Source organism: Thalassospira mesophila (genome assembly GCF_002115755.1).
GTDB lineage: Bacteria > Pseudomonadota > Alphaproteobacteria > Rhodospirillales > Thalassospiraceae > Thalassospira > Thalassospira mesophila.
Genome location: NZ_JFKA01000005.1, coordinates 101487 through 113978, shown reverse-complemented (window position 1 = coordinate 113978; position 12492 = coordinate 101487). Strand labels below are relative to the sequence as shown.

Genomic DNA, 12492 nt, shown 5'->3' with positions numbered 1-12492 from the left:
ACGCAGGAATTTTAAAGTGATGACACCGGATATAGACAAGGTTACCGCTATCATCCGCGAGGTCGCCGCCGAAGAAATTGCGCCGCGTTTCGGGCAGCTTGAAGCCGCTGATATCGATATCAAAACGCACGCGCTTGACCTCGTTACCATTGCCGATACCGAGGCCGAGCGCGTTTTGACCCAACGCTTGACGGCGTTATTGCCGGGCAGCGTTGCCTTGGGCGAAGAAGCCGCCCATCACGACCCGGCATTGCAAGGCCGGGTGTTTGCCGGTAGTGATCCGATCTGGATTATTGACCCGGTTGATGGCACCAAAAACTTTGCCCATCATCGTCAACCGTTTCGTTCCATGCTTGCCCTTTATCGCGATGGCAAAACGGTTGCTGCCTGGATTGTTGACCCGATTACCGGCGATGTTACCGTGGCAGAGCAGGGCAGTGGCACATTTCATAACGGCCAAGCCGTGAGCGTGCGGAAAAATGCCTTATCGGCCCAAAATGCGCGGGGATTTCTCATATCCTATGTTCGGGACCGGCTGATTAAGGCCCATGGACATCATGATTTTTTTGAAAAAGTGTCCCATTATTCCTGTTGTGGTGCCGAGTATCAGGAGGTCGCCCAAGGCGATTATGATTTTTGTGCCTATCGCACGCTAAAGCCATGGGACCATGCACCGGGCACCTTGCTGGTGTGTGAAGCAGGCGGGATTGCGCGTTATATTTCCGCCGATCATTCGATAAACGATTACCGCGCCGAGGGCGATGGCCCCGCCCTGATTTGTGCCGCCACACCTGAATTGTGGAACGAGTTGAACGAGCTTTTGCTGGCCGTTTTCAAAAAATAGCGCGCCAGCCGCAACCGGAATGTGCGTGTTTGCTAGATGCGACCATAATTATTACCGCAAAAGTAGCAGGCAAGATATTGTGATTAATCGATGTTTTCGCCACGTTCATGGCGTTTGGCGGCATCCCACAGCGTGTCCATTTCTTCAAGGCTGGACTGGCCTGCGGTCTTGCCATTCCGGGCCAGTTCTTTTTCGATAAACTGAAACCGGCGGGTGAATTTTAAGTTGGTCCGGCGCAGGGCCACTTCCGGGTCGACATTTATTTTTCGCGCCAGGTTCGCCATCACAAACAACATATCACCCAGTTCATCTTCCAGCCGGTCCGGGTCGGGATTTGCCGTAAGTTCTTCGCGAAGCTCGCCAATTTCCTCGCTTAGTTTGTCAAATACCTGTTCAATATCAGGCCAGTCAAAGCCAACGCGGGCGGCACGTTTGGTTAATTTTTCGGCGCGCATCAGGGCGGGCAGGGCCGACGCCACGCCATCAAGCGCGCTAGTTTGTTCGTGGCCTTTGACATCAGCTTTGCGCAATCTTTCGGCCGCTTTCAGCTTTTCCCAGTTCTGGCTGACATGGTCTGGTGTTTTGGCATCAACATCACCAAAAACATGCGGATGGCGCGCAATCATTTTATCGGTGATGCTGCGGGCGACATCGTCAAAGGTGAAAAGCTGTTCCTCGGCCGCCATTTGCGAATGAAAAACCACCTGCAACAATAAATCACCCAGTTCCTCGCGCAGTTCAGGCATATCATTTGCCGCAATGGCATCGGCAACTTCGTATGCTTCCTCGATTGTATAAGGCGCAATACTTGCAAAATTCTGTTCAATGTCCCACGGACACCCGGTTTTCGGATCGCGCAGTTTTTGCATGACCTGCAGTAATTGATCCATCGGGGTTGGCACAGTGGATGACATTGGAAAGCTCCGTTTTGGGTGGACGGCATGAATATTGATTAAAGGCGGCGTTTATGCTGGTAGCGCGAACGGCGACCGACTTCAAGGTAGACACAGAAAAAGGCCCGCAAATTTAATTTGCAGGCCTTTTTGATGGGGTGTTTTCCCGTAACCGGGCCGGTTAGGCCGCAGCCAGTTCACCGACATTATTTGACGACGTGGTTTCTTTGGTATCGTCTGATTTAGCCGTTTTTTTGCCCTCGATCAGGCCGCGATGCAGGGAAACGATCGCTTTTTTGAAATCGCTTTCCGTGACCACAAACTGCAAATCAACGCGGCGGCTGGGTGAATGGCTTGCCAGCAATTCAACGCCGGCATCATCAAGGATGCCAACAGCACGGGCAAACAGGCCGGGCTGGTCAATATTAGCACCAATGACCGAAACAATGGCAACCTTGCGGGTTTTAACCGTTGCTTCGGGCTGTTTGCCTTCAATTTCTTCAACACAGCGACGGATCTGCTTTAACGGTGCCGATACATAATGCGTAATCGTGTTGGCGTTCAGGTTCTTGGTAACAGTCGGAACCTTGTAGCGCTTCAGAACGCTCAGCACTTCTTCTTCAGCACCCGGCACACCAACCATATCCTGGTTGTAGACCTCAATCTCGAAGGCTGTTGCGATGCCGGTCACAATTTCAACGCGGCTGTCTTCCGGGTGCCAGTCATCATCAATGACGGTGCCGGGATGCTCGGGCTCAAACGTGTTGGCAATGCGCAGGGGAATTCCATTCTGACGCAACCCTTTGGCCGCACGCGGATGAATGGCTTCCATCCCCATGTTTGACAGCTGGTCGGCGACATCATAGCTGGTCCGGCCAATCGGGCGGACGGCATCTTCGCCAACAATGCGCGGGTCGGCACTGCTAAGGTGGAATTCCTTGTGAATGATCGCTTCATGCGCACCGGTCAGGCAGGCAATACGCGAAAATGTTACTTCGCTATAACCGCGCCCGTAAATGCTCATCAAACCTTCGCTGCACTGGGCATATCCGGTAACGATCGGCATCTGGGTTTTAACATCAATATTGGCAAACACACTTTCAATGCGCTCATCAAGGGTCGATGCTTCGGGCTCACGCCAGCCAGACAGGTCGGCAAACACCCCGTTAACACCTTTGCCGCGCAACAGCAGCATGGTGTTATGGGCACTATGGGCTTCACCAATGGCGCTGAGCATTTCACGAACGGTCAGCAAATGCTTTTCCAGCTTGAAATGGCCAAAGCTGCACAAACGGTGCAAGTCCATCAGACAACTGCGTGTGCCTTCAACGCGTTCCTGGACAAAGGAATTGGCCAGTTTCAGTTCAGACTGATCCTGGAAAATTTCTTCATTCAGGGCGCACATTTTATCGGCGACCTTGTTTAAGGCATCGCCCCAGGCCCAGTCGGTTTCCGAACCGGCATAGAGCTGATAAACGCCAGCTTCACCGGTCTTTTTGTTTTCAAGCAGCAAGTCGGTAAAGCCGCCATAGGCTGAAACAACAAAAATACGATTATAAAGCGCGCTTTCGTCGCGGTCACCCACCAGAATATTGTCCATCACAGCCTGAACCTGTGTCATGGACGTTCCGCCGATTTTGTGAACGCTATGTCCGGCATCCGCTTTTTTACGGGCTGAAACCATGGTGCCTCCTTTGGGGGCCGTTTCCTTGAACGTTTCTTGCAAAAGTCGGGCAGGGCGACGTGATACACCGCCCCGTCCCGTTACGTCATTAGCTGGCAAGAGCATCTGCATCTAACGGATACACGCCATTTTTGTCGTGGGTTTCGCGGCCATTAAGGGGCGGGTTAAACGCACAGGCAACGACCATGTCTTCGCTGCCGCCGCGCAGATAATGGCGGTCATGTTTGTTCAGGATATAAACAGTGCCCGGGACGATTTTGTATTTCTTGCCGTCTTCAATGGTTTCGACTTCGCCGTTACCCGAAATGCAGTAAACCGTTTCAAAATGGTTGGCATAACAAATTTCGGTTTCGGTACCGGCATAAATGGTGGTGATGTGAAACGAGAACCCCATCCCATCATCGGCCAGCGACAAACGAGTGCTTTCCCAATTGTCTGCAACAACACGACGACCGGTTTCTTCACATTCTTTCAGGGTGCGAACAATCATTTTTAACTCTTTGATCTGTTTGTATTTTGTTGGTTCAAATGCTTTGGCGGCAATGGATGAATGTCGCCAGAGCAGAAAAGTTTATTCAGCAGCAACCTTGGCTGTCACGACATTCTTGCCCATCACCTTGGCGGTCGACATTTCAAGAACATCAAGGCCGTGTGCCAGATCTTCCATCGAAATGGTCAGCGGGACCAGACATTTGACAACTTCATCTTCCGGACCACTGGTTTCAATGATCAGATTATGGGTGAAGCATTCAGACGTCACCTTGCCGGCAATTTCACCGCTTTCAAAGCAGATGCCCTGCATCAGGCCGCGACCCTTGCGATAGATGCTGCCATTATCACCATATCGGGTGGCAATTTCTTCAAGACGCTGGCCAAGGAATTCGGCTTTTTCCTGAACGCTTTTGGCAAATTTGTCATCCGACCAGAAATGTTCAAGCGCCGCTGCAGCGGTTACAAAGGCATGGTTGTTGCCACGGAAGGTGCCGTTATGTTCGCCCGGATGCCAGACATCATATTCCGGTTTGATCAGCACAACAGCAAAGGGCAGGCCGTATGCCGAAAGCGATTTGGACATGGTTACCATGTCCGGCTTGATACCAGCAGGTTCGAAGCTGAAGAAGGTGCCAGTCCGGCCACAACCGGCCTGAATGTCATCGACAATCAGCAAAATATCGTGTTTGCGACACAGGGTTTCGACCTTTTTGAGCCAGCCAAAGTCAGCGGCGTTCAAGCCACCTTCACCCTGAACGGTTTCAACGATAATGGCGGCGGGCAGGGCCACACCACTGGAATTATCGCTTAACACGCGATCCAGATAGTCAGTGGTATCAACACCATTGCCCATATAACCGTCGAATGGCACAAAGGCGGCATTGTCAAGTGATACGCCCGCCGCACCACGATGATGCTCATTCCCCGTAACCGCAAGCGACCCCAGCGTGACGCCATGAAAGCCATTGGTGAAGGAAATAACGTTTCCGCGGCCTTTAATACGACGCGCCAGTTTAAGGGCGGCTTCAACGGCGTTGGTGCCGGTTGGGCCGGTAAACTGGATTTTGTATTCCATACCGCGCGGCTTGAAGATTTTGCTTTCCATCGCGCCCAGGAATTCTTCCTTCGCGGATGTATGCATATCGAGCCCGTGGGTAATGCCATTAGCCTTGATATAATCAATTAGGCGTTCCTGCAAAATCGGGTTGTTATGGCCATAATTCAGGCTACCGGCGCCGGCAAGAAAGTCCAGATAACGATTGCCATTCGTATCGGTCAGCCATGAACCTTCTGCGGTTTTGAAGGTAACGGGGAAGGAGCGGGCGTAGCTCTGAACTTCCGATTCAAGGCGATCAAATACAGTCATAATTCTCTCTTTCATTTGGGGAGAGCATAAAATTTCATCTGTCAAATTAAACGCCGAAGACCCGGTATTGTTCCCGGAATTTCGGCGTTTTCAACAGGTTTCTTACTATGAAACTTCAGGCAGCAACGCGTTCGACATCGTCGCGTTCAAACGGGCCGATTTTCCACAGAATTTCACTGGCGGCCGCGCCATCAAAATGGGTTTCACGTTCAAACAGAACCTTGCGGTTTACATCGGCTTCAAGTTCACGGGCGACCGAACGGAACACTCCCTGAGAAGGTGCATTCGATGTGGTGATGGTGGTGTGAAGCTCACTGACATCGTGGCATACACGACGGTCAAGAATATCCAGGATCATGCGCTTGCCCAGTTTCAGGCCGCGCGCCTTGGGAGAGACCGCCACTTGCCAGATAAACAGCCGTTCCGGCGTTTCTGGAACAAGGTAGCCAGACACAAACCCGACCACTTCGCCGTCAAGTTCGGCCAGCGCACAGGTCGGTGCAAAATGCGAGCATTGCAGCAGGTTGCAGTAAACAGAGTTCTCATCAAGCGGCTTGCAAGACGCAATCAGTTCATTAACCGCAGCCCCGTCTGTGGACTTTGGTTTCCGAATGACCAGGTTGGCCTTGCGGGGTGATTTGCCGTCGCTTGTGGCAACTTTCATCGTTCTATCTGCCTAATTGTTTCGTCAATCGATTTAGCTCAGTGAGGCGAAACATAGATTATCGATGCATTTTAATCAAGGTGGTCGGCAGAATAAATATGATGTTTTCTATTAAGTGTTTGTAGTTAAACGTAAAATTAATTTAACAGAAGGATCGGAACAAATTCATTTTCAAAGCTATTTTCCGTCATAAAAACATAGCATTCGATATAATTTTGTTTTGACGGTCGATGGAAATGTCGAAAAACCGTTGTCTGACAGGGCTTTGAGACGTTATAAGAACAAATTGTTGATCGCCCTGCGGAACCTGCTCATGGACAGACTTCACGACGCCCTGATTTCAATTCGACGTATTTTGCGCGCCAGCGATATTCATGCCAAACGTTTGGGCAAGCTGGCCGGGCTAAAAACGTCGCAATTGCTGGTGTTACAATCGCTGGAGGATTCCGGCGAAATGACCGTTGGCGAAATTGCGGCCAAGGTTAACCTGGCCCAGGCATCGACAACGGCACTGGTCGACAAGCTGCAATCTATGGGGCTGGTTCATCGGGCACGTGGTCATGCCGATAAACGCAAGGTTTACGTGCGCCTGACCGAGGCGGCCCACGGTGTTTTGGCCCGCGCGCCCATGGCCTTGCATGACCGTTTTTCCGAAAAATTCAGCAATCTTGAGGATTGGGAACAAAGTTTCCTTGTGGCCGCCCTTCAGCGTGTTTCCACCATGATGGATGCGGGCGATATTGATGTGGCACCGTTACTGGATCATGAAGTGATTGTTGAAAAAAACGGCGATACTTCTAAATAAAAATTACATTATTTCAATTGGTTGTGTCGGGTTTATACATTTTTTGTTTATCCGGGCCGCAGACTTGTAAATGAAAAGTGAAAATCCCCGCCCGTGGCCCGTGCGCCATGTGGCCAATAAATAAGATCTCTAATCGGGGATTTTGAGCCGTTATGGAACTGCAAACAGGCCCGCGACGTTAAGGCATCATTGTTTGGCATTTTCTGGTTCGTGCCGGTCGGTCTGGCGGGCAGGGGCAAGAACCGCCAGTTTACAGGAGCCTTATGTCGCAAAGGATTTCCCGGTGGAATGGATCGAAAATCACAATTCCTTGCTGCAGATATGGATCAGTTTTGCCACGTTAAGTGTCTGGATTGTTTATGCCCAGATTTTAATGTCGCAATATCGGCGCACCAGACGCCCCAAAATTCTGATCAACCAGACCCGCGGGCAGTCGTTACGGGCCCGCTTTCTGGTCAGCAATATGAGCCAGGAAAGCGTGCATATTGAGGTTATTCTGGTTGGGCTGCAAAGCGATGGAAATGAACACTGGTATCTGGTGAGTGACTGGGAACCAACACAGGACGATGATCAGGCTGATACCAACCGCTATGGAACATTTCAAGGACCGCTGGCGGCAGGATCGTCGCTGGATATTGGCGATATCAGAGGGTTGATCGCCCAGCGCGACGCAGAACAGCGTGATGAAAGTCGTCATAAAGTCGGCACCGGTATTTTTGATGAAAACGGAGTTAAATGCACTTCCTTTGAAATTATGGTCGTTGGCGTTTACAGCTCGGAAAACGGTGTGATCGGTGCCAGCCGAACCTTTGATATTAATGACGAAGGCGCCATTCACCCGCATGACGCCGAGACGAGCCAGTGCAACAAACGACGCGAACGCAAGCGTATGGAAGGTTTGCACAGCCGTTATTTGTGAGGAAACGTTGTTGTAGCATTGATGACTTTATTTCTAATTATTTGTCATAATATATATTATAGAGCCAAGATGTGAATTGAAATTCGGTTGTCCGATCAGCTTGTCCAAGTCGCCTGCCAACCATATCGGCAAACAAGGATTAAGGATGGCGACATTACCCAATGCCGCCATCCCGTTACATTCTATCCAAGGAACAGGTTCTGTTTTTGATCCTGATTCCGATCCCGATCTTCAGTCTTCGTGACCCGCCCACGGACCGTGCGGTTCGTTTTTGCCATCAACCCGTTCAAACCCGTGCGCACCGAAATAATCGCGCTGGGCTTGAATCATGTTGGCTGATGTCCGTCGGGTTCGAATGGAATCAAACCACGAAAGCCCTGCTGCCAGCGCGGGCACGGCAATTCCTGCTTTGGTTGCGGCAATCACAGTGTCTCGCAAAGCAGCTTCGCAGTCTTTTAGCAAACCGGAAAACGGTTCAGCAAAAATCAGGTTGTCGCCGGGGTTATTGGTGAGTGCTGTTGCCATATCGTTCAGCATATCCGAACGAATGATGCAGCCTTCGCGCCAGACACGCGCAATGGCTGGCATTGGCAGATCCCATCCAAAATGGGTGGCTGCGGCAGCCAGCATTTCGAACCCTTGCGCATAACACAGAATTTTCCCTGCAATCAGGGCCTTCTCCAGGGTTTTTGCGGCAATCCCCTCGCCCTCAAGTGCTTTCTGTGCATCGCCAAAATACTCTGCACCACGCTGACGCGTGTCAAGGCGTGCCGACAGGTTGCGCGCGGCAACTGCGGCCTCGATAACCGGGACCGGCACGGCAAGCTGCTGAGCTTCAATCGCCGTCCAGCGTCCGGTGCCTTTTTGCCCGGCCTTGTCAAGGATGACATCAAGCATGGCATTGCCCGAAATCGGGTCTTCAGCTCGCGCAACCTTGGCCGAAATTTCAATCAGGTAGGACGCCAAACGTCCTTTGTTCCAATTTTCAAAAACATCGGCAACCTGCGGCGCTTTATAAGCCATGCCATCACGCATGAGGCTATAGACCTCGGCGATCATTTGCATATCGGCATATTCAATGCCGTTATGAACCATTTTGACGAAATGGCCCGCACCGCCCGGCCCCATCAGCGACGCGCAGGGCGTGCCATCATATTTTGCTGAAATCGCTTCAAGCATCGGTGCCACACGCGCCCAATCCGCCTCGGTTCCGCCCACCATGATCGACGGGCCATGCCGTGCGCCACTTTCGCCGCCCGACACACCAATGCCGATAAAACCGAATTTTTCGTTCTGTGCCCGTTTGGCGCGCCGTTCGGTGTCGTAGAAATTGGCGTTGCCTGCATCAATGATCAAATCATCCGGCCCCAAAAGCGGTTTGAGAGCGTCGATATGATCGTCAACTACCGGACCGGCCGGAACCATCAGGATAATCACGCGCGGCGCCTTGATAGCGGCAACGAAATTTTCCAGAGTTTTTGTTGGTGTCAGACGCGGCGCAAGATCACCTGCGGTTTGGACAAACGTATCGGTGACACTGCCTGTCCGGTTGTAAACGGCAAGAAAGTGCCCCTTTTCCGCAATATTGAGCGACAAGGCAGCACCCATCGTTCCCAAACCAATCAGACCTACCTGAGGCTGTTCCGACATATGTAAATTCCTGTTTTTAATCTAGTGGGATCCAGGGCCGGGCAGCTTCTGTTTGCTGCCCGCCCACAGTGAGACCTGAGCCGGGATAATTGTAAAACAGCGTCTATGAGCAAGTGGCGCCGCAATTTGCACCGTTTTCAAACACGCGCCCCCAAACTGGCTGGCTGATAAACATCCATTCGCATCCTGACTTCACACATAAACACCGCCATCGTCATTCTATAGAACGGCAAGGAACAATTTGTACAGCGTTACGCACGGTTAATATAGCTTGCCGGCCGTCTTTTCGCACCTGTTTGTACGACTGATTTTGAATGTTAAGGACAACAGGCCGAAAGGCCGGACAGGTGCCACGCGAAAAAACATGAGGTTTTCTGTCATTTCCAATTCAGTTCAAAGATCCCTTTCAGGCGCATGATGCTGCTGTTGCCATGTATGCTTTTAGTTGATGTTCTGGTTTCCGTGTTCGCAATGCGTGTCATATAAAGGAAGCTGGTTATGGAAGAAAATAGTCACTCAACACCAGAGGCATCCGGTTCAGTATCAGCTGTTCCAAAATTCCCGGCATTAATGTTCACCCTGCCCGCGTCTGTTGTAAGCCTTGGTTTTTCTTATGTCATATTCGGTAAAAAATCCGCGACCGATAACACATGGCACTATTGGGACGCGGCCACTGGCGCCTATGTCGATTTTGCGACCTCCGGGGCCAGCAACAATACGGCTTGCCTTAATACCCCGATCTTGACAGCGGGAAACAATACCGTGGCCGTTTCCTTGCCCACCGATCAAAGCCTCGCTTCCGGGCTTGTGGTTATGTTTGTTGGTCCGGCAACAGGGATTTCGGTTAATCAGGGCGTCCCGGCCGCACCGACGCCCGGGAGTAACGCCTCTGACCGGTTTGGTATCTTTGAGCTTAATTATATTGCCGCGACGGCAACGGATAATCCGACGCTTGATGTTGATATTTCCAATATAGACCAGATCAGTTTTACCTTTACGGTAACAAGTATACCGACAGCGCCCTTTCCCTTGGCCAAGGTCGGTTCACCCGTTTCCACGCCAGACCTGATGACCCGATTTGGGAACCTGTTTCCGCCAACAAGCCCGTTTTCGGAATGCCTTGGGCAGAACCCTGCGCGACTGATCGCCCCTCAAGACATTTTGCAGGCGGTTAAAACCCCTGTCGCACCGTCTTTTCTGGCACCATCTGGCCCACCTACGGCCGGTGGAAGCTTTACCGACCACAGCTACTTTTATATGGCATCGGAAACCACGCCTTTTGGTGAAACAGCAGCGTCGTTTCCCGGTGCGTTTGGCGGGTTTTTATTAAATACGGCAGGGGATGCCCAAGCCCAAGGCATTAAGATCGGCTGGCAAGTTGCTGGTGCGCCTGTAAAATATAAGCCGATTAATCCCGCCGCGACCGGGATTAATCTTTACCGGGCATCGATCGCGCCGTTAAAAGCCGGGTCCAATGTTCCGGCATCCCCCGCGCGCAATGACTTTACGCTTGTGAAATCGATGTCGATCAGCGACTGGAATGCCCAACCCGATTATTGTTTTTTTGACGATGTTTCTGCCAGTTCAGGCACGGCCCCAAAATCCTCGTCCTATGGGTTTAGCGCGTTATCAACCTGGTTTGACGCGCCGCTATTCGCCTTTTTCGATCACTATCAATCGTTGTTGTTTTCGTTTCACCAGTTTGCGCAAGAAACCGGAAATCACGGCACGTTGTGGATGGGAAAAGTAGTGTCGGTGACGCCAAAAACTGGCGAGGCGATCCCTGACCTGTCATTCACCGATGAAAATGGCACATCCCACCCTATTAGCCTGACGTGGCAATGGGGCGATGGCACCCAGACCTATCTGGCATTACAACTGGTCGGTAATGCTTTCGATGAAAATGATTTGTCGCAGACCAACCTGATGCCATCGCAAAGCCTTCAGACCGGGGAATATCAAGGGGCTGTGGTTTATGTCTATTTCCCGTATTTTTCCGAAAATACCGACCTGACACAGCTAACCCTGCCCCTTAGCGACACAGTCTATCAGGTTCCCAAGGCCCCTTCATGGCTGGCTAATTTATCCTGGAGCCCGTCGGCAATGGTTTTTGGGTGTACGGGGGTTTTCGCATCTTCAAGCGATCCGGACGCCATAGCACAAAGTTCTGACTTTCCCGGCCTGGCAACCATCGCCCTGCCCGCGCTGGAAAATGTCGTTGTTTCTGCCTTTAATCGCGGTATTGCCACGGGATACAGTTTTGCACTTGATGCCATGCAATATATCAGCCTGTATCAATTCGGCGCAGCGGCAACGCCAGTTGCAAGTGATAACAATACCTTACCTGAAGGAACTTACACTTATTCCCTGTCGGGGGTTTTGCCAAACGGGGTGGAAACGGCGCTGTCCTGGTCGCAAAGCATTACATTGCCAACAGCGTCACAAGTGAAGTTGTCATGGCTGCCGCAATCATCTGCCCTTTATGGTCGGGTAAATATTTATCGGCAGGGCAGCGTGGGAAATTGTGGTCTGGTCGGCACCGTCGCCAATACTGCAGATGTCCCGGCTGTGTGCTTCATCGACAAAAACAGTATGGTGCAGCAGCCAATATCTGATGCGCCGTTTGTGTTTTATCCCGGCTGGTCAAAAACGGACGGTGTTAAATCAAACCTTTATGCAGCATTTTTGCATCAAAACTGGAACCTGAACCCCGCCACTGGCATCAGCCTGAACGGACTGGTTTACGGGTATCCCTATGATGATCAGGGCAGTTTTTCGACCAATATCAATTATGGCACCGCCTTGCCCGACATGATCTCCATTGACGTCATGCCTTTATCCTGACGGGTTATTTGATACCGAACAGCAGCTAATCGTGCGAGGGTGCCTGTCGCCCTCGCATTTCTTGTTCATGGTGTGCGTCTGTTCTGAAACACAGCAACAAGGTGTTTTGGGCATTGTATCGTTGCGTCAACCACGATGGCTTTTGCCAGAAACGTATTTTCATTCAAATAGAACGATCATGTTTGAGAAGATTTGGAGATTTGTGCTGCATCGCCAAAAATTTGCGCGATTGTGCAAAAACACAAGACGATCAGTCTATCTGGTATCGGGCATCCTCCCTTATATTTCATGTCAATGTCCCAGTTTTTCAAAGCGGGAATTTCCATCATTT

Annotated in this window: 10 protein-coding genes; 4 read left to right on the top strand and 6 right to left on the bottom strand. The window is 51.2% G+C overall.

The features are described from left to right. Positions 1–19 precede the first annotated feature (19 nt). A complete protein-coding gene (locus TMES_RS12695) occupies positions 20–844 on the top strand; it encodes an inositol monophosphatase family protein (RefSeq protein WP_085583082.1) in 825 nt (274 codons plus the stop codon). An 83-nt stretch (positions 845–927) separates the two neighbouring features. Here the strand turns inward: TMES_RS12695 and mazG are convergent, their stop codons facing one another. The 5 genes from mazG to ectA all read right to left on the bottom strand — a co-directional run bounded on the left by mazG (position 928) and on the right by ectA (position 5943). Next, the gene (mazG, locus tag TMES_RS12690; RefSeq protein WP_085583080.1) at positions 928–1758 is read right to left on the bottom strand and encodes a nucleoside triphosphate pyrophosphohydrolase; all 831 of its coding nucleotides are present in this window, start codon (positions 1756–1758) and stop codon (positions 928–930) included. Positions 1759–1918: 160 nt separating this feature from the next. After that, positions 1919–3421, bottom strand: a complete 1503-nt coding sequence (locus TMES_RS12685) for an aspartate kinase (protein WP_085583078.1) — start codon at positions 3419–3421, stop codon at positions 1919–1921. Positions 3422–3509: 88 nt separating this feature from the next. Continuing rightward, positions 3510–3911, bottom strand: coding sequence for an ectoine synthase (locus TMES_RS12680; RefSeq protein ID WP_085583076.1), 402 nt, complete (start codon positions 3909–3911; stop codon positions 3510–3512). A gap of 81 nt (positions 3912–3992) precedes the next feature. Then, positions 3993–5279 carry a diaminobutyrate--2-oxoglutarate transaminase gene (gene ectB / locus TMES_RS12675; protein ID WP_085583074.1) on the bottom strand — a complete coding sequence of 429 codons (1287 nt, stop codon included), beginning with the start codon at positions 5277–5279 and terminating at the stop codon, positions 3993–3995. A 115-nt stretch (positions 5280–5394) separates the two neighbouring features. After that, positions 5395–5943, bottom strand: a complete 549-nt coding sequence (ectA, locus tag TMES_RS12670; RefSeq protein ID WP_085583073.1) for a diaminobutyrate acetyltransferase — start codon at positions 5941–5943, stop codon at positions 5395–5397. Positions 5944–6256: 313 nt separating this feature from the next. Here ectA and TMES_RS12665 point away from each other — a divergent pair, with 313 nt between their 5' ends. Next, positions 6257–6748: a MarR family winged helix-turn-helix transcriptional regulator gene (locus TMES_RS12665; RefSeq protein ID WP_085583571.1), complete on the top strand. Its 492-nt coding sequence runs from the start codon at positions 6257–6259 to the stop codon at positions 6746–6748. Between the two features lie 283 nt (positions 6749–7031). Continuing rightward, on the top strand, positions 7032–7667 hold the full coding sequence (locus TMES_RS12660) for a hypothetical protein (protein WP_085583071.1): 636 nt from the start codon (positions 7032–7034) through the stop codon (positions 7665–7667). Positions 7668–7898: 231 nt separating this feature from the next. On the opposite strand, the gene gndA is transcribed toward TMES_RS12660, so the two are convergent. Next, on the bottom strand, positions 7899–9317 hold the full coding sequence (gene gndA, locus TMES_RS12655; RefSeq protein WP_085583069.1) for an NADP-dependent phosphogluconate dehydrogenase: 1419 nt from the start codon (positions 9315–9317) through the stop codon (positions 7899–7901). Positions 9318–9815: 498 nt separating this feature from the next. On the opposite strand from gndA, the gene TMES_RS12650 reads away from it, so the two are divergent. Further along, positions 9816–12161 carry a hypothetical protein gene (locus tag TMES_RS12650; protein WP_143589646.1) on the top strand — a complete coding sequence of 782 codons (2346 nt, stop codon included), beginning with the start codon at positions 9816–9818 and terminating at the stop codon, positions 12159–12161. The last annotated feature ends 331 nt before the right edge of the window (positions 12162–12492 follow it).